Origin of the sequence: Anaerotruncus sp. DFI.9.16, assembly GCF_024461615.1 — a bacterium.
In the GTDB taxonomy this organism is placed as follows: Bacteria; Bacillota; Clostridia; order Oscillospirales; family Ruminococcaceae; genus Anaerotruncus; species Anaerotruncus massiliensis.
This window is the reverse complement of record NZ_JANFZX010000026.1, coordinates 1-21,986: the sequence shown is the minus strand read 5'-3', so window position 1 is coordinate 21,986 and position 21,986 is coordinate 1. Positions and strand designations below refer to the sequence as shown.

General features: G+C 66.0%; 23 protein-coding genes. 19 read left to right on the top strand and 4 right to left on the bottom strand.

Features of this window, described 5'->3' with window-relative positions; all coding sequences use genetic code 11:
* Positions 1–8: 8 nt before the first annotated feature.
* From NE609_RS10825 to NE609_RS10800, 6 genes are all read left to right on the top strand, one after another.
* A complete protein-coding gene (locus NE609_RS10825) occupies positions 9–995 on the top strand; it encodes a translation initiation factor eIF-2B (RefSeq protein WP_256152490.1) in 987 nt (328 codons plus the stop codon).
* Complete coding sequence (locus NE609_RS10820) at positions 995–1,780, top strand: BtpA/SgcQ family protein (protein ID WP_256152489.1); 786 nt, start codon at positions 995–997, stop codon at positions 1,778–1,780. The genes NE609_RS10825 and NE609_RS10820 overlap by 1 nt, the downstream gene beginning before the upstream one ends.
* Positions 1,781–1,799: 19 nt before the next feature.
* Entirely contained in the window at positions 1,800–2,732 is a 933-nt protein-coding gene (locus NE609_RS10815; RefSeq protein WP_121587208.1) for a carbohydrate kinase family protein, read from the top strand.
* Between the two features lie 109 nt (positions 2,733–2,841).
* The gene (locus NE609_RS10810; RefSeq protein WP_305144894.1) at positions 2,842–3,777 is read left to right on the top strand and encodes an ADP-ribosylglycohydrolase family protein; all 936 of its coding nucleotides are present in this window, start codon (positions 2,842–2,844) and stop codon (positions 3,775–3,777) included.
* 12 nt (positions 3,778–3,789) lie between these two features.
* Positions 3,790–4,539, top strand: a complete 750-nt coding sequence (locus NE609_RS10805) for a 5-formyltetrahydrofolate cyclo-ligase (RefSeq protein ID WP_101547969.1) — start codon at positions 3,790–3,792, stop codon at positions 4,537–4,539.
* A gap of 212 nt (positions 4,540–4,751) precedes the next feature.
* A complete protein-coding gene (locus tag NE609_RS10800) occupies positions 4,752–5,048 on the top strand; it encodes a hypothetical protein (protein ID WP_101547971.1) in 297 nt (98 codons plus the stop codon).
* Positions 5,049–5,108: 60 nt separating this feature from the next.
* On the opposite strand, the gene NE609_RS10795 is transcribed toward NE609_RS10800, so the two are convergent.
* Complete coding sequence (locus NE609_RS10795; protein WP_101547973.1) at positions 5,109–5,750, bottom strand: hypothetical protein; 642 nt, start codon at positions 5,748–5,750, stop codon at positions 5,109–5,111.
* 134 nt (positions 5,751–5,884) lie between these two features.
* Between NE609_RS10795 and NE609_RS10790 the strand changes: the two genes are divergently transcribed.
* The 13 genes from NE609_RS10790 to NE609_RS10730 all read left to right on the top strand — a co-directional run bounded on the left by NE609_RS10790 (position 5,885) and on the right by NE609_RS10730 (position 18,895).
* Complete coding sequence (locus NE609_RS10790) at positions 5,885–6,499, top strand: hypothetical protein (RefSeq protein ID WP_101547975.1); 615 nt, start codon at positions 5,885–5,887, stop codon at positions 6,497–6,499.
* Positions 6,500–6,520: 21 nt separating this feature from the next.
* Positions 6,521–7,939, top strand: a complete 1,419-nt coding sequence (locus NE609_RS10785) for a sigma-54-dependent Fis family transcriptional regulator (RefSeq protein ID WP_256152487.1) — start codon at positions 6,521–6,523, stop codon at positions 7,937–7,939.
* Between the two features lie 401 nt (positions 7,940–8,340).
* The gene (locus NE609_RS10780) at positions 8,341–9,822 is read left to right on the top strand and encodes a hypothetical protein (protein ID WP_256152486.1); all 1,482 of its coding nucleotides are present in this window, start codon (positions 8,341–8,343) and stop codon (positions 9,820–9,822) included.
* A gap of 116 nt (positions 9,823–9,938) precedes the next feature.
* Positions 9,939–11,054: a 4-hydroxybutyrate dehydrogenase gene (locus NE609_RS10775; RefSeq protein WP_101547979.1), complete on the top strand. Its 1,116-nt coding sequence runs from the start codon at positions 9,939–9,941 to the stop codon at positions 11,052–11,054.
* Positions 11,055–11,082: 28 nt separating this feature from the next.
* Positions 11,083–12,534 (top strand): 4-hydroxyphenylacetate 3-hydroxylase family protein, encoded by a 1,452-nt coding sequence (locus NE609_RS10770; RefSeq protein ID WP_101547983.1) that lies wholly within the window; start codon positions 11,083–11,085, stop codon positions 12,532–12,534.
* 28 nt (positions 12,535–12,562) lie between these two features.
* Entirely contained in the window at positions 12,563–12,853 is a 291-nt protein-coding gene (locus tag NE609_RS10765; RefSeq protein WP_101547987.1) for a NifU family protein, read from the top strand.
* Complete coding sequence (locus NE609_RS10760; RefSeq protein ID WP_101547991.1) at positions 12,850–13,119, top strand: hypothetical protein; 270 nt, start codon at positions 12,850–12,852, stop codon at positions 13,117–13,119. Before NE609_RS10765 ends, NE609_RS10760 begins: the two co-directional genes overlap by 4 nt.
* 8 nt (positions 13,120–13,127) lie before the next feature.
* On the top strand, positions 13,128–14,423 hold the full coding sequence (locus NE609_RS10755) for an acetyl-CoA hydrolase/transferase family protein (protein ID WP_121587203.1): 1,296 nt from the start codon (positions 13,128–13,130) through the stop codon (positions 14,421–14,423).
* 56 nt (positions 14,424–14,479) lie between these two features.
* Positions 14,480–14,719: an acyl carrier protein gene (locus NE609_RS10750; RefSeq protein WP_101547996.1), complete on the top strand. Its 240-nt coding sequence runs from the start codon at positions 14,480–14,482 to the stop codon at positions 14,717–14,719.
* A gap of 16 nt (positions 14,720–14,735) precedes the next feature.
* Positions 14,736–16,145 carry an AMP-binding protein gene (locus NE609_RS10745; protein ID WP_256152485.1) on the top strand — a complete coding sequence of 470 codons (1,410 nt, stop codon included), beginning with the start codon at positions 14,736–14,738 and terminating at the stop codon, positions 16,143–16,145.
* On the top strand, positions 16,142–17,221 hold the full coding sequence (locus NE609_RS10740; protein ID WP_256152484.1) for an acyl-protein synthetase: 1,080 nt from the start codon (positions 16,142–16,144) through the stop codon (positions 17,219–17,221). The genes NE609_RS10745 and NE609_RS10740 overlap by 4 nt, the downstream gene beginning before the upstream one ends.
* A complete protein-coding gene (locus NE609_RS10735) occupies positions 17,202–18,422 on the top strand; it encodes an acyl-CoA reductase (RefSeq protein ID WP_256152483.1) in 1,221 nt (406 codons plus the stop codon). The genes NE609_RS10740 and NE609_RS10735 overlap by 20 nt, the downstream gene beginning before the upstream one ends.
* Entirely contained in the window at positions 18,419–18,895 is a 477-nt protein-coding gene (locus NE609_RS10730; protein ID WP_121587199.1) for a hypothetical protein, read from the top strand. Before NE609_RS10735 ends, NE609_RS10730 begins: the two co-directional genes overlap by 4 nt.
* 99 nt (positions 18,896–18,994) lie before the next feature.
* Here NE609_RS10730 and NE609_RS10725 read toward each other — a convergent pair whose 3' ends face one another.
* The 3 genes from NE609_RS10725 to NE609_RS10715 are packed head-to-tail and all read right to left on the bottom strand — an operon-like array spanning position 18,995 to position 21,837.
* On the bottom strand, positions 18,995–19,654 hold the full coding sequence (locus tag NE609_RS10725) for a DUF6320 domain-containing protein (protein WP_121587198.1): 660 nt from the start codon (positions 19,652–19,654) through the stop codon (positions 18,995–18,997).
* Between the two features lie 6 nt (positions 19,655–19,660).
* Positions 19,661–20,929: a hypothetical protein gene (locus NE609_RS10720; RefSeq protein ID WP_121587197.1), complete on the bottom strand. Its 1,269-nt coding sequence runs from the start codon at positions 20,927–20,929 to the stop codon at positions 19,661–19,663.
* Positions 20,911–21,837 carry an alpha/beta hydrolase gene (locus NE609_RS10715; RefSeq protein WP_199724034.1) on the bottom strand — a complete coding sequence of 309 codons (927 nt, stop codon included), beginning with the start codon at positions 21,835–21,837 and terminating at the stop codon, positions 20,911–20,913. The genes NE609_RS10720 and NE609_RS10715 overlap by 19 nt, the downstream gene beginning before the upstream one ends.
* Positions 21,838–21,986: the final 149 nt, after the last annotated feature.

Sequence of the window (21,986 nt, the reverse complement as noted above, 5' to 3'; positions counted from 1 at the left end):
AGGTAAGAATGGATAACAGAGCGGAGCGCCTGCGGGAATGGCTGTCCCCGGAGGGCGCGGAACATTTTGACGACATCGTGCTGACCCGCAAGCTGGGCGCGAGCCCGAACATCTACGGGATCGGCCGGATGTACCGGGATCTGGCGGAGAACGCCCCGGTCCGCGGGCTCGATTCGGCGGAGCTGGTGGCGCGGGTGAAGGAGCTCTCCGGCTTTTTCGGGGAGCTGCGCGGGGAGTCGAGCCACGCGATTTTGACCGCCATGCGGATCATGACGAAGGGGCTGGACGCCTATGCGTCCGAGCCGCTGGAGCGGACGCGGGAATTCCTTCTGAAGGCGCACGAGAACTATGAGGCGATGTCGGCCGGCTGGATCGAAAAGATCAAGGAATACGGCTGGAACGTGCTGGAGGACCTCTCCTCGATGCTCGTCTTCGACTATTCGAGCACGGTCAACGCGATGATGGAGACGGCCGCCGAGCACGGCAAAAAGATGACCGTCTACGTCCCCGAGAGCCGCGCGCTCGACGGGGGCCGCCCCTTCGTGGTGAACGCGCTGAAGCTGGGGCACAGCCCCGTCTTCTTCCCCGACGCGGCGCTGGCCGCCTTCACCCGGAAGGCGGACGTGGCGTTCATCGGGGCGGAGACCTTCTTCCCCGATGGCAGCGCCGCCAACACGGTGGGCTCCGACCTCGTCGCCATCCTCTGCGCCCGCTTCGGCAAGCCCCTCTATGTGCCGACCGCGATGATCAAGGTCAACATGCGGGGGATCGAGGGGCGGCGCAAGAAGGAGCTCGGCCGCGACCTCGCGCGGTACCTCGCGGCCGCCTGGCCGGAGGAGATGCGGGCGGCGACCGACTTCCGCTGCCCCGACCTCGCGATCGTCGGGCCGGCGGAGATCACCGGGTACATCACCGAGCTGGGGGTCATTCCGCCGGCGGCGATGTTCGGCATGAGCCTGAGGTACATCGCGAAGATCGAAGGGGAGGGCGAATGATGTTCCGCGGAAAAGAGAAGATCGCCATCGGCATGGCGCAGCCGCTCGCCCTGCCGGGCAGCTTCCGCCACGGCGGCGAGAGCATCGGCACCATCACCGAAAAGCTGCTTGAGGAGGTCGCGGTCTACGACCGTTACGGCTACGACGGCGTGATCCTCCAGAACTTTAACGACATCCCCGTGCTGGAGGCGTCCTCCATCGAGGCGGTGGCCTACATGACCCACCTCGCGGGCGCGATCCGGCGGGAATTTCCGGACCAGATCCTCGGCGTGCTGATGATCTGGGACGGCTGCGCCTCCCTCGCGGTGGCGGAGGCGGCGGGCGCGGACTTCGTCCGCGTCGAGCACGCCTACGTCGGCGCGGAGGTCACCTCCACGGGCATTTTGCAGGGGCAGTGCGCGCAGATCACCCGGCTCAAGCGCAAGCTCGGCTCCAAAATGCCCGTCTACGCGGACGTTTACGAGCCGCACGCGGTGCAGATCTGCCCCAAGCCGGTGGAGGACGCGGCGTTCGACGCGGTCTGCCAGTGCTTCGCGGACGGGCTCTTCCTCTGCGGCAGGAACGCGCGGGAGAGCCTCGAGATGGTCGCGCGGACGCGCCCGAAGGTGGGGAACGCCCCCATCATCCTCGGCGGCGGGTCGACGGGCGACAACGTCTACGAGCTGCTCCAGCAGTTCGACGGGGTGTGCGTGGGCGCGTGGATCAAGGACGGCGACCTGCTCAACCCCGTGAACCCCGACCGCGCGCGCCGCTACATGGAGCAGGTCGAGCGGGCGCGGGCATAGACGGAAAGGAGGCGGCGGCATGTTCGACATCATCGGCGTCGGCGACGCGGATATCGATATCATGCTCAAGGTGGACCACATCCCCGGGCACGATGAGAAGGTGCTCGGCCAGATGCTCGGGAAGTTCCCCGGCGGCATGGTCGCAAACTACCTCTCGGCGGCGGCGGCCTTCGGCGCGAAGTGCGGCGCGGTCGTCTCGGTGGGGGAGGACGACTTCGGCCGGCTCACCCTCGGGGACCTGGAAAAACGGGGCGTGGATATTTCCCACAGCATCGTGCGGCCGGGGGAGGACACCTATTTCACCGTGACCAACCTCGACGCGAGCGGGGAAAAATCGATGTCCATCTGCCAGACGGCGGCGATCTCCCCCTATCCGGAGGAGGTGGACTTCGACTATCTGGCCGAGGCAAAATACGTACACATGATCGGCACCTACCCGCACCTTGTGCTGCCGGTGGGGCGCGAGGCGAAAAAACGCGGGGTGCGCGTCTCCCTCGACTTCGAGCCGGAGTCGGACCGGATGACCCCCGAGCAGAAGGCGGAGACGCTTTCCCTCGCCTACATCGTCTTCCCCAACGAGGAGGGCCTCGCCTGCTACGTCGGGCACCGGGACCTTGAGCGCGGGGCGAGGGAGATGCTCGCCCAGGGCCCCGAGATCGTCGTTGTGACGCGGGGCGCGGCGGGCTGCGAGGTCTTCACGAAGGAGGCGCATTTCGCGGTCCCGGCGTTCCGGGTGCCGGTGCGGGACACCACCGGGGCGGGGGACACCTTCAACGCGGTGTTCGTCTCCTGCCTTGCGAGGGAATACCCCCTCGAGCGGTGCGCATGGCTCGCCACGGCCGCCGCGGCGATTCAGATCCAGCAGGTGGGCTCCCGGACGGGGCTCGCGGACGAAGCGGCGGCAAAACGGCTCCTGCGCGCGCAGGGTATCCGTTTTTCAGATCAGGACTAGATGGAAGGAGTGCGACAAATGACATTGGAAGAGAGAATATTGGGCTCGCTGCTCGGCGGCGCGATCGGGGACGCGATGGGCGCCGCGACCGAGACCCGCACCCCCCGAACTGATCAGGGAGAAATTCGGCGGCTACGTGCGGGAATTCCGCCAGGCGCCGGAGGATACCTTCGCGCGCGGGGCCGTGGCGGGTTACGTCACCGACGACTTTTCCCTCGCCTACTACACGGCGCGGGAGATCGTCAAAAACGGCGGGAAGATCGACCGGGGGGTGGCCGAGCGTTCGGTGCTGACCTGGTCGGAGCACCCCGAGTACTTTGACAACTACGCGGGCCCGACCACCCGCGCGGGCATCGCCCGCCTCAAGGGGGAGACGCCCGCCGAGGGCTACAGCTTCCTCGCCTGCGACAACGCCAAGGCGACCAACGGCGCGGGCATGAAGATCGGCCCGGTCGGGATGCTCCATCCGGGGGACCTCGACCGCGCGGTGGCGGACGCGGTGACGATCATCCGCGTCACCCACGACAACGACCTGGCCATCTCGGGCGGCTGCGCGATCGCGGCAGCGGTGAGCTGCGCGATGGTCGAGGGCAGGAACGCCGTCGACATCGTGAACGCGGGCCTCTACGGCGCGCGGGAGGGGATGCGGCTGGCGCGCGGCTTCGCGAAGAAGCTGGCGGGCCCGTCGGTTGAAAAGCGCATCTCCCTCGCGGCGGAGATCGGCCTGCGCCACTGCGGCGACTATGAGCGCGCGATGCTTGAACTGGGCGACGTGGTCGGCGCGGGCCTGCACGTCTCCGAGGCGGTGCCCTGCGTGTTCGGGCTGGTCATGTCCACCAACGGCCACCCACTCGAGACGATCTTCTCGGCGGTCAACATCGGCAACGACACCGACACGGTGGCGGCGATGGCGGGCTATATCGTCGGGGCGCTCAACGGCGCGCCGGCCTACGACTCCTATTATTATGACACGATCGAGGCGGCCAACCATTTCGACCTGCGGTCGCTCGCACATGAGATGGCGGCCTGCGCCGCCCGGAATTGAGGAGGCGGAAGGATGGAAAAGATGGATGCGCAGGCGGCGCGCCCGCTGATCTGGGAGGAGCTGCGCAAGGTGGCCCGCCCCGATTCCCGCTTCAGCTGGAAGTTCAGCGAGTTCATCGCGGACTATGAGGGAAGCGATCTCTGCGCGGAGAACCTCTGCGCGACGGAGATTTATAGGAACAGCGAGGTCGTCTTCATCACGCCCGACAACAATCTGGAGACCTTCCGGGAGCGGGCGATCCGCGACAAAAAGACGATCCTCATGACCAACTACGGCATCGAGCGGGGGGTCTTCCTCATCGCGCCGGGCAGCGTGCCCGAGGGCAAGGAGGAGCTCGCCTCCACCCTCGACGGCGTGCAGCGGTACTGGAAGTTCATCACCCTCCGGGAGATCGCCGAAAAGATTAAGCACATCGACATGCTCGTGACGGGCGCGTCGGCCATCACGCCGAGCGGCATCCGCTTCGGCAAGGGGCACGGCTACTTCGACCTCGAATGGGCGATGTTCTACACCAAGGGGGTCGTGGACACCGACACCCCCGTCTTCGCGGTCGGGCACGACTGCCAGGTCGTCGACGTGGACGTCGAGGTGCGCGTCTACGACACGGCGATCGACTACATCGTCACCCCCACCCGCGTCATCAAGACCCGCAACGAATTCCCCAAGCCCACCAGGGGGATCCTCTGGAGTCTGCTCGCGCCCGGTATGCGGGAGAAGATCCCGCCCATCCAGGAGCTCTGGTGCGAAATCCACTGCAAATAGCCCCGCCGCCTCCTCGGGCGGGGCGCCAGCATCGAAAGGGGCGACCGCTAAAAGCGGCCGCCCCTTCCATCTGCCCGGGGGATTTTGCACCGGATTCGGAAAGCGGGTTGTCACCGGGGAGATTTTCGTTTATACTGGAAGTGATTCGCGGCGGGACGCCGCGGGAAAACCGCGGGCGCGCCCGCGGCAAACAAAGGAAAAGGGGAAACACAATGGCTTGGGTCGATTATGCGCTCTACCTTGTTTTCGGAGGGGTGGCGTTCATCCTGCTGGCATTCGCGGCGAATCTCGTCATCACGGCCAAGACGGGGAAGTCCTCCCTGCTGCTCAGCCGGATCTACTACATCGCGGCGATCGTGACGGTGCTCGTCAACCTGGTGCGCTCGGTCGCGGTCTACAACTGGGGCATCTGGCTCGCGAACCTGCTGGTGCTCGCCTGCGTGGGGGTCGCCTTCCGGCGCAACGAGCGGGACGCCAAGAGCACGGAGGAGCAGGGACGCGGCAGGTAGCTCTGCGGTGACGCAAAAAATCCGCGCCGCCGTGCGGCGCGGATCATGCCGCGCGGAGAATTATTCCCGCGGGGGCTCCCCGGCGGGGGCCTGCGCGTCCGCCGGCCCGCCGGCGTTCGCGCCGCCCTGGAGGTCCTTGAGGAGCGCGGCGAGCTCCTCGGTGGAGAGCTGCCCCCGCAGGCTGTCGATCGTCTTTTGCAGGTCCTTCTGCGCGCCCTTCGCGCCCGCCTTCGCCCACTCGGCGCTCTGGCGCTGGGCGGCGGTCATGAGGCGGTCGGCGTATTCGCGCCCGTCGGGCGCGGGCGCGACCGGCATGGCGGCGATGACGCCCGCCAGCACGATGAAGAGCTTGAGCGCCACGAGCGCGGGGCCGAGGCTCTCATAGGACGAGTCGGAGGAAGTCATGTTGAAGGCGGCGAACTGCCGGATGTTGACGACGTTGAAGACGGCGTAGAGCGCAAAGCCCGCGAGCGCGGCGGCGCAGCGCTTTTTCCCGCCCAGCCCGCGCGGGCGTGCGGTGAGCAGGGCGAGCGCCAGGATCACGGCCAGGAAGGCCAGCTCGACGTAAAGGACGGGCGGCTGTCCGGCGAGGGACCCGCCGAAGAGCAGTTTGCGCCAAAACCAGACCTGCCCCAGGACGGCCGCGAGAAAGAGCGCGGTGGAGACGACGGGCCGGGAACGGGTGCCGCTGACGTTTTTCATGGAAGGACCACTCCTTATCCGGCCGGGAGGCCCGGCCGCGTTGCTTCCAAAAGCATACCACACCCGCCGGGGTTGCGCAAGTCCCGGGCAGGCCCGCGGGGGCCCAACGACGAATTGATTTGAGGGGATACAGCATGGAAATTTTCATCCGGATCGGCTATATCGTCATGATCGCGGCGATCGTCCTCTGCTTCTATTTCAGCAGAAAGCAGCAGCACGGCCTGCGCGAAGCGGTGGACAGGTTCGCGTTCGCCTACGTAAAGATCTCCAACCACGTCTCCGCGCGGCCGCCCGCCGCGGAGCTCGCGGTCGAGCGCGGGGAGGGGGACGCGGTGCGCCCGCTCCCGCTCGGGGAGCAGCCGGAGGCGATCCGCACGGTCATCGAGCGCGCGAGCGGCGGCAAGGTGGTCAAGCTCTACGACGAGATGATGGACGCGATGCTCGAGATCGAGAACCGCTGCGGCAGGCACCGCCGGATGAACAGCCAGTTCCGCGAGCCGATCGCCGCCCTGTTCCACAAGGCGCGCACCTTTCTGACGGCGAGCGAGCATCTGGAAAACATCCGCACCGCGGCGGACAAGCAGGCGTTCGACAGCTTCCTCCGCGACCAGGGGGACGACCGCATGGTCCTGCTGCGCCGGATCACCGGCGGGGCGGGGGAGCAGTTCTCCGGCCTCAGCAAGCACTACGACCTCGCGGCGCGCGAGGCGGCCGAGCGGGAGAAAAAGCGCCCCGCCCGCGGCAGATAGCACAGAGGGGAGGAGACCGGCTTGTCACGGCGGGAAAAAACCTATCTGATCCCATCGCACCGCCCCGAGGGGGACGACCCGCGCGACATCCTCATGGAGCGCGACCGGCTCGAGGCGATCATCGAATCCTCCTTCGACGGCATCTACATCACCGACGGCAGCGCGGTGACCCTCATGATCAACAAGAGCTACGAGGCGATCAGCGGCCTGCGCCGCGAGGAGGTGCTCGGCAAGGACATGCGCACCCTCGAGACGACGGGGGTCATCTCCCGCTCGGGCACCCTGCTCGCGATCGAGGCGGGCACCTCGGTGACGCTCGAGCAGACCTTCAAGACGGGCCGGTGCGCGATCATCACCTCGACACCGACCTTCGACCAGGACAACAACATCGTGATGGTCGTCACCAACGTGCGCGACGTCACCGAGATGTACGCCCTCAAGGGCCAGCTCGAGGAGAGCTGGGCGCAGTCCAAGCAGTACCGGGACGAGCTGGAGGCGATGCGCCGCCGGCTGGGCAGCCGCCCGGACCTGATCGCCGTCGACGCGGCGACGATCGCGACGATCCGCACGGCGGACAAGCTCGCGCCGCTCGACGCGACGGTGCTCATCGTGGGGGAGCGCGGGGTCGGCAAAAGCACGGTCGCCAAATACATCCACTCCAAGTCCGCCCGCAAGAAGGGGAAGTTCGTCACCGTGAGCTGCGGGGCGATCCCGCCCGAGACGATGAACGAGGAGCTCTTCGGGGTCGCGCGCGACGGCGAGGTGCGCCCCGGCCTCTTCGAGACGGGCAGCGGCGGCACGATCTTTTTGAACGAGGTGGGCGAGCTGCCCCCCGACATCCAGATGAAGGTCTGCCGCCTCATCCACGAAAAGACGATCACCCGGGTGGGCTCGCCCGACCCGGTCCGGGTCGACGCGCGCGTGCTCGCGTCGACCTCCCACGACCTCGAGCAGCTGACCGCCGAAAAGAAGCTGCAGGAGGAGTTCTACTACTGCCTCAACGCCCTTCCGGTCGAGGTGCCGCCGCTGCGCAGGCGGCGGGAGGACATCATCCCCTTCGTGCAGTTCTTCGCGTCGGAGCTCAACAAGAAATACAATATGAAGAAGAAGTTCTCCCAGACCGCGCTGCTCGGGCTCAAGAGCTACGACTGGCCGGGCAACGTGCGGGAGCTGCACAACGTCGTCGAACGGACGATCGTGCTCAGCGGGCGCAACCCGATCGAGCTGGAGGACCTTCCGATCTCGGACGAGATCCGGCTGGAGGAGGAGGACCTGGCCGAGCTGACCGAGCCGGTCGACCTGCGCGCGATCCTGCGGCAGGTGGAGCGCAGCTACCTCGACCGGGCCTACGCGCGGTTCGGCAACGTCCGGGACGCGGCCAAAAGCCTGGGACTCGACCCCTCCACCTTCGTCCGCAGGCGCAAGCGGGACGCGCAATGAATTGTTGCAGTTTTGATTGATGTTTCGTTTTTGCAACAAAATTTCCGGGAAATAGGGCTTGTTTCCCCCTGCGAAATCCCCCAATCTGTTGCTAAATTGCAACGGACTGGGGGATTTTCATATATATCAGACGATAATTGCCACAATTCTTTGTTAAAAACGCACAACAAAAATGCATAAAATAACGTGTTAAAAATAAAACAACATTCACAATCTTTTCATAAACAGGACTTTTTTTATTTACTTTCGGGTTCAGAGCCGATATAATAAGCGTGAAAAGACAGGCGCACAGCGGCAAGATTGTGCGAGGCTGTTTTGTGTCCATTGTTGGGCGCCCGGGGCCGGAAATGCGCGCACCGGCCCGGCGGCGACCCGAAAGAGACAAAAGGAGGAGATTGTCAGTGACCGAGACAACCGAGAAGACCAACGTTGTCCCAGAGGGCTTCATGACCGAAAAGTTCCCGCTTAAAAAACGCGGCTATGGTGAGGAACAGCCCGGAATCAAGATTGGCCCGTTCAAAATCCGTATTCCCCTGATCCACCACGAGTGGCAGTGGACCGAGTGTGCCGCCGCCATGTTCCTCGGCGTCGCCTGCCTGGGCGCGGGCGTCACCACCACGATGACCACCTTCGGCCTCAACGAGCCGGCGAACATCGCCGCCCTGGGCCTCACCGAGAACGGCGCGTTCCTGATGGCGCTGACCTTCGGCGTTCTCAACGCGGTCTGCTACTACCTGCCCTCCCTGCTGGGCGACCCCGTGGTCCCCGGCTGGATCACCCCGGCGCTTCCGCTGACGCTGAAGTTCCTCGAGCAGTGGAGCATCCCCGACTACGCCACCGGCAACGTCGATCGAATTAAGGCAATGATTGCGCTGCAAATGCTTGTCGCCCTCTGCTTCCTGATCATGGGCGCGACCGGCATCGGCCGCAAGCTGGTGGAATGCGTCCCGATGTCCATCAAAGCGGGCATCGTGCTCGGCGCCGGCATCACGGCGGGCGTCAACGTCTTCCAGGCCCGTATGCCCGCAGCCCCCTGGACGGTCGCGATCGCCTGCCTGCTGTCCTACCTGTTCCTGTTCAACCCCTCCTTCGAGCGCAAGGCAAGGACCTCGAACTTCTGGAGGCTGGTTCGTAACCAGGGCGTCGTCCCGGCACAGCTCTTTGCGATCATCCTGGCGCCCATCCTGCTGCGTGAAATTCCGATGCCCCAGATCCAGTGGGGACTCACCCCGCTCAGCTTCGGCTTCGTGATGGAGCACTTCACCATCTTCGGAATCGGCTTCCCCGAGATGAGCTTCTTCCTCGCGGCGATTCCGTCGGCGCTGACCACCTACATCATCGCGTTCTCCGACTTCGTCCTCGCGAAAGAGGTCGTCGCGGAGGCCACGGCGGCCCGTCCGGACGAAGTCGTCATCTTCGACGCCGGCCGTTCCAACCTCGTCAGCTTCCTGCGTAACGGCATCATGTCCGTGTTCGCCCCCTGGGTCCCGATGTGCGGCCCGCTGTGGGCTTCCGGCCTGCTGACCATCACCGAGCGCTACAAACGCGGCTACAAGACCATGCGTACATACTGGGGCGGCGTCTGCACCTTCCGCGCGTCCACTGTGATCGCGGTTATGATCCTGCCGCTCGTCACCCTCATCAAGCCGGCGTTCGCCATCTTCTTTGGCATCACGATGGCGGTCCAGTGCTTCGCCTGCGGCAACATCGGCATGCGTATGGCCACCACCGCCAACGAGCGCGGCATCGCCTGCGTCATCGCCGCGGCGCTGACCTTCTTCACCCCCGCGCAGGCGCTTCTCGTCGGCATCATCGTCTGGGCTGTCGTCGAAGGCAGCGAGTCGGTCGTCCGCTTCAAAAACAGAAAGGCTACGGCGGCGTAACATCCCTTAACGGGATACCGCATCTTTCGTCGGCCACACGGGAAAACAGGGCTGAACTGAAAAGATCGGCTCTGTTTTCCCTCGTTATCCGTAAAATGGAAAAGGAGCGCACAAGTATGAAATTGATTATCGTGAAACCGGAGCTGCACAAGTTCGCAAGCTGCGCGGAATTCGCGGAGGCGTTCAAGCTGGGCGAAAACGACCTCGTGCTGACGAACGAGTACATCTTCAACCCCTACTTCGGGAAGCTGAACCTGCCGGTACATACGATCTTCCAGGAGAAATACGGCGCCGGCGAGCCGACCGACGTCATGGTCGACGCGATCGCGGCGGACGCGGTGAAGACGGGCTGCAAGCGGATCATCGCGATCGGCGGCGGCACGGTCATCGACATCGCGAAGGTGCTGGCGGTTTCGGACGGCGGCCCCGTCGACGCGCTGTACGACAACGTCGCGAATCTTGAAAAGCGCCATGAGCTGGTCATCGTCCCGACGACCTGCGGCACGGGCAGCGAGGTCACCAATATTTCGATCATCAACCGCACCCGCATCGGCACCAAGATGGGCCTGGCGAGCGAGAAGATGTTCGCGGACGCGGCGGTGCTAGTGCCCGAGCTCCTGAGCAGCCTGCCGTTCGGCGTGTTCGCCACCAGCTCGATCGACGCGCTCGTGCACGCGGTCGAGTCGAGCCTGTCGCCCAAGGCGACCGCCTACACCAAGCTCTTCGGCTACAAGGCGATCGAGATGATCATCCGCAGCTACCAGAAGCTGGTGAAGGAGGGCCGCGAGGTCCTCGGCGGCCTGATGGAGGACTTCCTGATCGCCTCCAACTACGCGGGCCTCGCGTTCGGGACCGCCGGCTGCGCCGCGGTGCACGCGATGAGCTATCCGCTCGGCGGCACCTACCACGTCCCCCACGGCGAGAGCAACTACGCGATGTTCACCGGCGTGCTGAAAAACTACATGGAGATCAAGCAGGACGGCGAGATCGCGGTGATGAACGGCTACCTGGCGGACCTGCTCGGCTGCGGCGTGGGCGAGGTGTACGACAAGCTCGAGGAGCTTTTAAACCAGGTGCTGCCCAAGAAGGCGCTGCATGAGTACGGCGTGACGGTGCAGGACCTCGACACCTTCACCGAAGCGGTCATGACCACGCAGGGCCGCCTGATGGGCAACAACTTCGTGCCGCTCGACGCGGAACGGGTTCGCAAAATTTACGGGGAGCTTTATTGAGCTTTGAAAAAAGGGAGGAACTAGGGCAATGGCACTCATGACGGGCGAAGAATATATCGAGAGTATCCGCAAACTCAATATGGAGATCTACATGTTCGGCAAACGGGTGGAGAATCCGGTGGACGACCCCATCCTGCGCCCCTCCCTCAACTCGGTGCGCATGACCTACGATCTTGCGCAGATGCCCGAGTATGAGGACATCATGACGGCGGTATCCCCCGAGACGGGCAAGCGCATCAACCGCTTCACCCACATCCACCGCAGCACCGAGGACCTCATCAAGAAGGTCAAGATGCAGCGCCTGCTCGGCCAGCAGACCGCGGCCTGCTTCCAGCGCTGCGTGGGTATGGACGCGTTCAACGCCGAGTACTCCACCACCTATGAGATGGACCAGAAGTACGGCACCCACTATTTCGAGAACTTCAAGAACTTCATGTTCTACTGCCAGGAGAACGACCTGACGGTGGACGGCGCGATGACCGACCCGAAGGGCGACCGCGGGCTTGCGCCGCACGCGCAGGCCGATCCCGACATGTACCTGCACATCGTCGAGCGCCGTCCGGACGGCATCGTCGTGCGCGGCGCCAAGGCCCACCAGACGGGCATCATCAACTCCCACGAAGTCATCGTCATGCCGACCTGCTCGATGGGCCCGGACGACAGCGACTACGCGGTTTCCTTCGCGGTGCCGGTGGACACCAAGGGCATCTTCATGGTCATCGGCCGCCAGAGCTGCGACACCCGTAAGCGGGAGGGCAGCGAGATGGACGTCGGCAACGCCGAGTTCGGCGGCGTCGAGGCGCTCGTCGTGTTCGACAACGTCTTCGTCCCCAACGACCGCATCTTCATGTGCGGCGAGGCGGAGTACGCGGGCATGCTCGTCGAGCGGTTCGCGGGCTACCACCGCCAGAGCTACGGCGGCTGCAAGGTCGGCGTGGGCGACGTGCTCATCGGCGCGGCGGCGGTCGCGGCCGACTACAACGGCGCGGCGCGCGCCAGCCACATCAAGGATAAGCTCATCGAGATGACCCACCTCAACGAGACCCTCTACTGCTGCGGCATCGCCTGCTCGGCCGAGGGCCACCCGACCGAGAGCGGCAACTATATCATCGACCTGCTGCTCGCCAACGTCTGCAAGCAGAACGTCACCCGCTTCCCCTATGAGATCGTGCGGCTGGCGGAGGACATCGCGGGCGGGCTCATGGTCACCGCGCCCAGCGAGGCGGACTTCCGCGACGGTAAGCTCGGGCCCTATGTGGACAAATACCTGCGCGGCGTGGCGGACGTTTCGACCGAGAACCGCCTGCGCATCCTGCGGCTCATCGAGAACCTCTCGCTCGGCACGGCGGCCGTCGGCTACCGCACCGAGTCGATGCACGGCGCGGGCTCGCCGCAGGCGCAGCGCATCATGATTTCGCGCCAGGGCAACCTCGCGATGAAGAAGAAGCTGGCGAAGAAGATCGCCCATATCACCGAATAATGGACCGGTCATGCTGGGGGAACGGCGTATGGAGCTTGTAAACAGGATCGAACGGGTCCTTGACGAACGGGTGCGCCCGCAATTGGCGCTGCACCAGGGGGACATCGAGCTGGTGGACTGCGACGGGGAGGGCGTGCTGCGCGTGCGCCTCATCGGGCAGTGCGCCGGCTGCCCCTCGGCGTCGCTGACGGCGCAGATGCTCGTGGCGGAGGAGGTGCGCGCCCAGGTCCCGGAGGTCAGCCAGGTGCTGCTTTTGGGCGGCGTGAGCGACGGGCTTCTGGCCGAGGCGCGGGAGCTGCTGGCGCGCAGGCACGGATGACCGTCGCGGTGAAATACTGCGGGGGCTGCAACCCGCGCTACGAACGAACCGAATTGGCAGAGCGGCTGCGCGCCGATTTCCCCGGCGTGCGGATCGTCCGCGCGGAGGAACCGGCGGACGTGGCCGCGATCATCTGCGGGTGCCCGGCCGCGTGCGCGTCACGCGCCGGGCTTACCGCGCGGCTGGGCGCCGTCGTGCTGACGAGCCCCGCCGACTATGACAGGCTCCTGCGCCCGCTGCTCGCGGCGCAGAGTGATAAGGAGTGACACACACCATGGATTGGAAGGAACTTTACAGGCAGAAGCTCACCACGGCGGACGAGGCGGTGAAGCGGATCAAATCGGGCGATCGTGTCGTCGTGACCCACGCGACGGGCGAGTCGACCCTCCTCTCCGACGCGATGGTGAGAAACGCGGCCGCCTACCGCGATGTGGAGATCGTCCACATGGTGGCCATGGGCAAGGCGGAGTACTGCCAGCCCGAATATGCCGGGAATTTCCGGCACAACAGCCTTTTCCTCGGCGGCACCACCCGCAAGGCGATCGCGGAGGGCAGGGGGGACTTCACCCCGGTCTTCTTCTCGGAGATCCCCGACCTCTTCCGCACCCGCCTGCACCCGAACGTCGTACTGCTCCAGCTCTCCCCGCCGGATGAGCACGGCTATTGCAGCTACGGCATCTCGGTCGATTACACCAAGCCCGCGGCCGAGTGCGCCGACCTCGTGATCGCGCAGATCAACCGGAACATGCCCCGCACGCTGGGCGACAGCTTCATTCACGTGAAGGACATCGACTGCATCATCGAGGCGGACACCCCCGTCATCGAGCTGGCTCCGCCGAAGATCACCGACGTGGAGCGCGCGATCGGCGAGAACGTGGCCTCCCTCGTGCGGGACGGCGACTGCCTCCAGCTCGGCATCGGCGCGATCCCCGACGCGGTGCTGCTCTTCCTCAAGGAGAAAAACGACCTCGGCATCCACTCGGAGATGTTCTCCGACGGCGTGGTCGAGCTCGTCGAGGCGGGCGTCATCACCAATAAATGCAAGAACATCCACAGGGGCCGCAGCGTCGCCACCTTCCTGATGGGCACCCGGCGCCTCTACGACTACGTGGACAACAACCCCGAGGTCGAGATGCTGCCGGTCGACTACGTCAACGACCCGCGCGTCATCTGCCAGAACGACAACCTCGTCTCGATCAACTCCTGCGTGCAGGTGGACCTGATGGGGCAGGTGGTCTCCACCTCGGTGGGACTCAAGCAGATCTCGGGCGTCGGCGGCCAGGTGGACTTCGTGCGCGGCGCGAACATGTCCAGGGGCGGCCGCACGATCATGGCGATGCCTTCGACCGCCAAGGGCGGCGTGTCCAAGGTGGTCTCCTTCATCGACCACGGCGCGGCGGTCACGACCTCGCGGTACGACGTGGACTATGTCGTCACCGAGCAGGGCATCGCGCAGCTCAAGCGCAAGACCCTGCGGGAGCGGGCCCGCGAGCTGATCGGGGTGGCGCATCCCGACGCGCGGCCGGAGCTCATCGAGGAGTACGAACGCCGGTTCCACTGCAAATTCTGAGAAAAAAGCCCGTATGCAGGCCATACGGGCTTTTTTAAAAGGGGAGGCAAACACCCATGACCAATCTGGAGAAATACGACCGGGCCTTTGTGCAGGCGCTCGGCGTCAAAAAAGAGGAGCTGGGCGAATCGCTCGTCTACCGGCGCAACGAGAACTGGGATTCGGTCGGGCATATGGACCTGGTGGTCCGGCTCGAGGAGGCGTTCGACATTTCGATCTCCTCCCCCGACGTGATGGCGCTCAACACCTACGAGCGGGGCAAGGAGATTCTGGGGAAATACGGCGTCACATTCTGAAAAAGGAGGGCGCGCCATGATCTTTGGGATTGACGAAAGGCCCCCCATCCGCCCCGCGGCCTACGGGGAGGGGGGAGAGGTCTACTCCTACGGGCGGCTGTGCGCCGACGCGGCCCGCGTCGCGGCGTGTACGCCGGGGCGGCCGCTCGTCTTTTCGTTCTGCGAAAACAGCTATGGGGCGCTCTGCGGCTACGCGGGGTTCCTGTCGGGCGGCGCGGTGCCGCTGCTGCTCGACGCGGGAATGCACCGGGAGCTGCTCGACGGCCTGCTGGAGACCTACCGGCCCGGCTTCCTCTGGCTGCCCGAGCGGATGGCCGGGGGCTTCCCCGGGACAAAGCGCCTCCTTTCGCTCGAGGGCTATGCGTTGCTCGGGAGGGGGGAGGCCCCGCCCGCCATGCACCCCGACCTCGCGCTGCTGCTGACGACCTCCGGGTCGACGGGAAGCCCCAAGCTCGTGCGCCAGAGCCGCCGCAACATCGAATCGAACGCGCGCGCGATCGTCCGCTACCTCGAAATCGGGGAGGAGGAGCGCGCGATCACGACGCTGCCGATGAACTACACCTACGGCCTTTCGATCGTACAGAGCCACCTGCTGGCGGGCGCGTCGCTCATCCTGACCGGGCGCAGCGTCGTGGAGCCGGACTTCTGGCGGCTCTTCCGGGAGCGGGAGGCGACGAGCTTCGGCGGCGTGCCCTACACCTATGAGATTTTAAAGCGGGTCGGCTTCTTCGGCATGGAGCTGCCGAGCCTGCGCTATTTCACCCAGGCGGGCGGCAAGCTGCCGCCCGAGCTGCACGAAACCTGCGCGCGCTATGCCGACGCACGGGGCAAGCGGTTCTACGTCATGTACGGGCAGACCGAGGCGACCGCGCGGATGGGCTACCTGCCCTGGGAGCGCGCGCTTGAAAAGCGCGGCTGCATGGGGATCGCGATCCCTGGCGGGAGGTTCACCCTGCTCGACGTGGACGGCGCCGCGATCGATTCGCCCGGCGAGGTGGGGGAGCTTCGCTACGAGGGGGACAACGTGACGATGGGCTACGCCGCGTGCGCCGCCGACCTCGCGAGGGGGGACGAGCGGCGGGGCGAGCTGCTGACCGGCGACATGGCCATCCGTGACGAGGAGGGCTACTACACGATCGTGGGGCGCAAAAAGCGGTTTATCAAGCTGTTCGGAAGCCGGGTGAGCCTCGACGGGTGCGAACGGCTCGTGAAGGAGCAGTTCCCCGGCGTGGACTGCGCCTGCTTCGGGAGAGACGACGCGCTCTGCGTCTGCCTGACCGACCCCGCGCTGTCCGAGCGGGCGGCGGACCGGCTCGCGGAGCTTCTGGGGGTGCGGCGGCGGGCGGTCAGCGCGCGGTATGTGCGGGAGATCCCGCGCAGCGGCGCGGGAAAGATCCTCTACCGCGAGCTGGAGGGGCTGCTGTGAACGCGGCGGCGCGCCTCTGGGAGGCTCCGCCCTTCGGGCTCACGCCCGATGAAAAGGAAAAATACTTTACAGAGGTGCTCGCGGCGCTGACGGACTCCCACCGGCGGCGGTGTCCGCCCTATCGGAACATCCTCGACGCGCTCGGCTTCGATCCCGCGTCGGCGCGCGCGCCGGAGGAGTTTCCCTTTCTTCCGGTGGGGCTCTTCAAGACCCTCGAGCTTTGCAGCGTGCCGCCCGGGGAGGTGGCGCGGGTCGTGACCTCGTCGGGGACCTCGGGGCAGGTCCCCTCGAAAATTTATCTCGACGGGCCGACCGCCGACGGCCAGCGCCGCGCGCTGGCGGCGATCGTCTCCGACTTCATCGGGCCCGACCGCCTGCCGATGCTCGTGATCGACTGTCCGTCGGTGCTGCGCGGCGGCCGGTTCACGGCGCGCGCGGCGGGGGTGGCGGGGTTTGCCAGCTTCGGGCGCGGCCGGACGTGGGCGCTTGGGGACGACATGCGCCCCGATCTTGACGCGGTGTCCGCGTTTCTCGAAACATACGGCGGGAAATCGTTTCTGCTCTTCGGCTTTACCTTTCTCGTCTGGCAGTTCTTCGAGGCGCTCGCGGCAAGCGGCCGCGCCTGGAACTTCCAAAACGGCGTGCTCATCCACGGCGGCGGCTGGAAGACGCTTGCCGACCGCGCGGTCGGCCCGGAGGAATTCCGCCGCCGGCTGGCGGAGGGGTTCGGGCTGCGCCGGGTGCACGACTACTACGGCATGGCGGAGCAGACCGGGTCGATCTTCATGGCGTGCGAGCGGGGACACCTGCATGTGAGCGCCTTTTCCGACCTGTTTGTGCGCCGCGTGTCCGACTTCTCCCTCTGCGAAACGGGGGAGGAGGGGATTTTGCAGGTGCAGTCGATCCTACCGGAATCCTACCCGGGGCACAGCCTGCTCACCGAGGACCGGGGGGTGCTGCTCGGGGAGGACGGCTGTCCCTGCGGGCGGCGGGGCAAATATTTTGCGGTGCTCGGGCGGCTCAGGGCCGCCGAGCTGAGGGGGTGCAGCGATACCTATGCGGCTGAACACGGCTGACGCGGCGTTCCTTGTGGGGGACGCGGCGGCGCTTGCGGCGATGCCCGGGACGCCGCCGCTCGAACCCTTTTCGCCCCGCGTCCTCGACCTCTTCGACGCGCTCTCGAAGGCGCTGCTCTCCCGCCCGGAGGCCCGGCGGTTTCCCGATCTCGCCGCGCTCGCCTTCTGGTGCCGGCGCGCGGCCATGGAGGAGCGCCGAAAGCCCTACCTCGACGGGGAATTCCGCCTGGGGAGGGGGATGGCGCTGCACATCGCGCCGGGCAACGTGCCCCTCAACTTCGCCTATTCGCTGGCGGCCGGGCTGCTCGCAGGCAACGCGAACGCGGTGCGGCTGCCCTCCGAGCCCTTCCCGCAGGCGGCGCTCGTCTGCGCCGCGCTGGAGGAGCTTCTCGCCGGCGCGTTTTCCGACCTGCGGCCCTACGCCGCCTGTCTGCGCTATCCGCGCGAAAGCGGCCTCACCGAGGCGCTTTCCGCCCTCTGCGACGCGCGGATTATATGGGGCGGGGACGAGACGGTCCGCCGGGTGCGGGCCTTTCCGCTAAAGCCCCGCGCGGCGGAAATCTGCTTTGCCGACCGCTGGTCCGCCTGCGTCATCGAGAGCGGCGCGTATCTCGACCACGCGGACCGGGACGCGCTCGCCCGGGACTTCTACAACGACACCTACCAAAACGACCAGCGTTCCTGTGCCGCCCCGCGCGCGGTACTGTGGCTCGGGGAGCGGGCGGGGGAGGCCCGGTCGGACTTCTGGCCGCGCGTGGAGGCGCTCGCGGCGGCGGAATACGACTGGCCCGCCGCGCTCGCCGTCGCGAAGCGGGAGGCGTTCTGCCGCATCGCGGCGGACTGCCCCGGCGCGCGGCTGCTCACGAGGGGGAACCTGCTTGTGCGGGTGGAGCTGCCCGCGCTCACGCCCGCCGCGATGGAACTCCATCCGGGCGGCGGCTTCTTCCTCGAGGCGGCGGCGGATTCCCTTGATGCGCTCCTTCCCGTCTGCGGCGAAAAGTGCCAGACGGTCACCCACTACGGTGTAAAGCGGGAAGCCTTTCATGCCTTCCTGCGGGCGCACCGCCCCAGGGGAGCGGACCGGATGGTCCCGATCGGACGCGCGCTGGAATTTTCCCTCACGTGGGACGGGGTGGACCTCATCCGCAGGCTCTCCCGCGCCGCCGTGTGCGAAGCATCTGTAAAGGAGGATCCCACATGAAATTTTACGATAAGAAGCCCCGCGAGCTGGAGCAGAACCCCTTCACCCTCCCCGACAATCCGGCGGTCATCGCCGCCGGGGAAAACGGCGACGCCGTTTCCGCCCCGCAGGGGGCGTTCGGCGTCTTCGCGGGCAGGCCGTGCGCCTTCCTCTTCCTGCCGCGGGATTCGCGGGTGTGCGCGCTGCTCGAGGCGGGCAAGCCCTGCTCGATCAGCTTTTTCGACACCCCCGCCTTCCGGGACAGCCTCAACGCCCTCGCCAGATACGGGACGCTCGACGCGGTCGGCCTGACCGCCGCCCGGGAGGGGGAGATCCCCTACTGCGAGGAGGCGGACACCGTCTTCCTCTGCCGCAGCGTGTGCATGCGCGGAGCGGAGGAGCCGGAAAAGGAGACCGTCCTCTTCTTCTGCGAGATCACCAGGACGCTGCGCAAGCGGCCGGGCTTTAAGGACCGGCTGGTCGGCTGCTGCTGACGCCTTCCATTTGACCGACCTCACAGCCATGTGTCTTCCTGCAAGGAAAAGGCCGCCCAAATGGGCGGCCTTTTTCCTGTTCGGCGCCCCGCGGGCGGCTTACAGGTGCATCCGTTTTTTCCATTCCGCGCGCATGCGTTCCCCCTCGAAGGAGAGGATCGCGGCGAGCGAAAGCAGGCTGCAGGCGACGCAGACGACCGAGGGGTAGACGACGGTGACCCACCGGAAGAGCAGAAACAGGATGGGGATGACGCCGAACAGCCCGTCGATGATCAGGTAGATGAAGAAATCCTCGACGCGCAGATGGAGCACGCGGGCGATCACGGCCATCCCGGCCATGGCAAAGACGCAGAGGCTGGGGACGACGTAGTTGAGCGACCAGCGGTGCCAGCCGGTGAAAACATCCCAGAGCACGGCGAGCAGCGACAGCCAGAAGACGAGCCAGAGGATGTTCTTGGGGATGTTGTTGCGCTGGCGGATGACCGACCAGAGGCAGACCCACATGCAGGCGATACCCGCCGCGACAAAGAGGGCCCACCACGAGCTGGAGGGGACGATCGCGTTGATGGCGAAGCAGATGACCACCGCCGCGATTGACAGGAAGACCATGCCACGGATGAGCAGGTGGTAAGGCGGGTGATCGTCGGGCAGTCTGGGGAAGACGCAGGGCTCCGGCTCGCCCGAGAGGGGCCCCTGGCAGAGCGGGCAGTCCTCCCGGCTGTCGCGGACCGTGACCCGGCATTTTTCACAGTAACGCATGGAAGCTCACTCCTCGCTGACGGGATTGGAACTGATCTCGACCGGCAGCCCCATGCCGGTGAGGATCCGGAAGAAGCGCTTGGGCACGTCGGTGCTCACAAAGGGGGAGGTGAGACTCAGCATAAGCCGGTCCCCGTAGGAGCACATGCACATCTGGAGCCGCCGCGCGCTGATGAACACGTCGAAGGCGCGGATGAAGGGCGCGCAGGCGGCGGGCATCGTGATCCGCCCGAGGTTGGAAAGGGAGGTCGTCTCCCCGCGCGCGGCGATCCAGCCGGACAGCCGCAGCACCGGGTCCTTGACCGCCAGCGGCATCACGCGGATGACGGGATTATGTTCGAGCGCGGCCAGCCGGTTCATGCGGCGGGCGAGCCGGTCGGCGGTGAGCTCCCGCGCGAAGGACGCCTTCACCGCTGCGAGCACCTCGTCAAAGGCCCAGCCGTTCTGGAAGTGGTACCCGGCGGTAAAGACCCCGAAGAAGTTGCGGACCGACTCCGACTCGAAGTAATTGCGCAGGTTGACGGGCACCGCGGCCACAACCGGCCGGCGGCTGCGTTCCCGCGCGGGCATCTCGCCCGCGACGGCGGTGAGCAGCACCGCCGTCAAAAAGACGGTCATGCTCACCCCCAGCTCCTTCGCCTTGGCGGCGGCCGCCCCGACGGGCAGCGACCCCTCCACGACCCGGATGCGGCCCCCAGGCAGCAACGCGCCCTTCATGTGGTAGGCGCGCGGGGCCTTTTCCCCGCGGCCCTTCCGCTCCGGGACGTAGTGCTTGCGGAAGCTGTCGTCCTCCCGTTCCGAGCGGGAGGCGTCGAAGTCGAGCGCGGACGGGCTGTGCGTGAAGGCGTCCGGATGGCGCAGCAGCAGGTAGTCGTAGACGAGCGCGCGCAAAAATTGCAGCGCGCCCGAACCGTCGGTCAGCGCGTGGTAGACCTCCAGGTTGATGCGGCAGCGGTAATAGGTGACGGCGAAGAGCAGCCCCCGCCGCCGCGGGTTATAGAGGGGAGAGCAGGGGGGACTGCTTTCCTCCGACACCTCGGGCACAAGGTCGCTCTGTTCGAGGAAATACCAAAAGAGCCCCCGCCGCAGCACCGAACGAAACGGCGGGAACTTTTCAAGGGTGCGGCCGAGAGCGCGCCGGAGGACCTCCGGATCGACCGGCTCGCACAGCTCGCAGGCAAAGCGGAAGACCTTGGGATCCTGCTTGCTGCTCGTCGAGGGGAATATTTTGGCCGCGTTGTCCAGGCGGCTCCATTTTAAGGATTGTCTTGACATGCCGGATGACTCACCTCGTCTAAAAAGCGGTTGATGTAACCGTAGGCCTTCTGCACCTGCGCGAAGCGGGGCGGCAGGGAAAAAAAGCCGTGGAGCGCGTCGGGGATGCGGTGCATCTCCACCGGGACGCCCGCGCGCTTGAGAGCCTCGCCGTACGCCTCCCCCTCGTCCCGCAGCGGGTCGTATTCGGCCGTGAGGATGAGGGTCTGCGGCTGGTTGGAAAAGTCCTCCGCCGCCAGCGGCGCGAAATAGGGGTTTTCACAGTCCTCCGGGCCGCTCCGGTAGAGCTCCATATATTCGCAGATGCGCTTGGAGGTCAACAGATAGTCGGTTCCATTTTCACGCACCGACGGAAAGGGGGAATTTTCCGTATGGTCGGCCGCCGTGGCGGGATAGATAAGGATTTGGCTGCGCGGCAGGAATTCCCCCCGGTCGCGCGCCATCAGCGAGACCGCCGCCGCGAGGTTCGCCCCGGCGCTGTCCCCAATCAGCGTGATCTGGTCGGCCCGCATCCCAAAGAGGCTCAGATCGAGGAAGATTTCCCGCGCGACCGCATAGCAGTCCTCGGGCGCGGCGGGGAAGCGGTATTCGGGCGCGAGGCGGTAATCGACCGACACGACCGAACGGTCGGTCAGCTTCGCCATATTGCGGCAGACCTTGTCGTAGCTGTCGATGTTGCCCGTCACCCAGCCGCCCCCGTGGAAAAAGAGCAGGATGGCGTGCTCCCCCTCCGTCTCGGGGGAGAAGATGCGCACGGGAATGTCGTGGTCGCCGTAATGCACCACGTGGTCCCACGGCTTATAGAAGAGAACGGGCCTGCCCGCCGCCGTCCGCAGCGCCCGCTCGATCGGGTAGGTCTTGCGGATGTCGATGTCCGGATAGGAGAGGGCTTTGAGCGCGGCGCGCATGGCCTTGTTGATTGCGATGGGAATTCCTCCTTTTTTGCCGCTCGGGGAGCGGCGGAGCTTCTTCTTTGATATCCCTCTCAGGGCGCTTCAGATGTGCCGCGCTGCGCCCGGCGGGGCGTAGACGGGAATTGCCGCTTTCCAAGCGGCAA

Bases quoted from the DNA above. Each gene is read 5' to 3' on its own strand.
- NE609_RS10825 (WP_256152490.1), top strand. From the start codon at position 9: ATGGATAACAGAGCGGAGCGCCTGCGGGAATGGCTGTCCCCGGAGGGC.
- NE609_RS10820 (WP_256152489.1), top strand. From the start codon at position 995: ATGTTCCGCGGAAAAGAGAAGATCGCCATCGGCATGGCGCAGCCGCTC.
- NE609_RS10815 (WP_121587208.1), top strand. From the start codon at position 1,800: ATGTTCGACATCATCGGCGTCGGCGACGCGGATATCGATATCATGCTC.
- NE609_RS10805 (WP_101547969.1), top strand. From the start codon at position 3,790: ATGGAAAAGATGGATGCGCAGGCGGCGCGCCCGCTGATCTGGGAGGAG.
- NE609_RS10800 (WP_101547971.1), top strand. From the start codon at position 4,752: ATGGCTTGGGTCGATTATGCGCTCTACCTTGTTTTCGGAGGGGTGGCG.
- NE609_RS10795 (WP_101547973.1), bottom strand. From the start codon at position 5,750: ATGAAAAACGTCAGCGGCACCCGTTCCCGGCCCGTCGTCTCCACCGCG.
- NE609_RS10790 (WP_101547975.1), top strand. From the start codon at position 5,885: ATGGAAATTTTCATCCGGATCGGCTATATCGTCATGATCGCGGCGATC.
- NE609_RS10775 (WP_101547979.1), top strand. From the start codon at position 9,939: ATGAAATTGATTATCGTGAAACCGGAGCTGCACAAGTTCGCAAGCTGC.
- NE609_RS10770 (WP_101547983.1), top strand. From the start codon at position 11,083: ATGGCACTCATGACGGGCGAAGAATATATCGAGAGTATCCGCAAACTC.
- NE609_RS10765 (WP_101547987.1), top strand. From the start codon at position 12,563: ATGGAGCTTGTAAACAGGATCGAACGGGTCCTTGACGAACGGGTGCGC.
- NE609_RS10760 (WP_101547991.1), top strand. From the start codon at position 12,850: ATGACCGTCGCGGTGAAATACTGCGGGGGCTGCAACCCGCGCTACGAA.
- NE609_RS10755 (WP_121587203.1), top strand. From the start codon at position 13,128: ATGGATTGGAAGGAACTTTACAGGCAGAAGCTCACCACGGCGGACGAG.
- NE609_RS10750 (WP_101547996.1), top strand. From the start codon at position 14,480: ATGACCAATCTGGAGAAATACGACCGGGCCTTTGTGCAGGCGCTCGGC.
- NE609_RS10745 (WP_256152485.1), top strand. From the start codon at position 14,736: ATGATCTTTGGGATTGACGAAAGGCCCCCCATCCGCCCCGCGGCCTAC.
- NE609_RS10735 (WP_256152483.1), top strand. From the start codon at position 17,202: ATGCGGCTGAACACGGCTGACGCGGCGTTCCTTGTGGGGGACGCGGCG.
- NE609_RS10730 (WP_121587199.1), top strand. From the start codon at position 18,419: ATGAAATTTTACGATAAGAAGCCCCGCGAGCTGGAGCAGAACCCCTTC.
- NE609_RS10725 (WP_121587198.1), bottom strand. From the start codon at position 19,654: ATGCGTTACTGTGAAAAATGCCGGGTCACGGTCCGCGACAGCCGGGAG.
- NE609_RS10720 (WP_121587197.1), bottom strand. From the start codon at position 20,929: ATGTCAAGACAATCCTTAAAATGGAGCCGCCTGGACAACGCGGCCAAA.
- NE609_RS10715 (WP_199724034.1), bottom strand. From the start codon at position 21,837: ATGCGCGCCGCGCTCAAAGCCCTCTCCTATCCGGACATCGACATCCGC.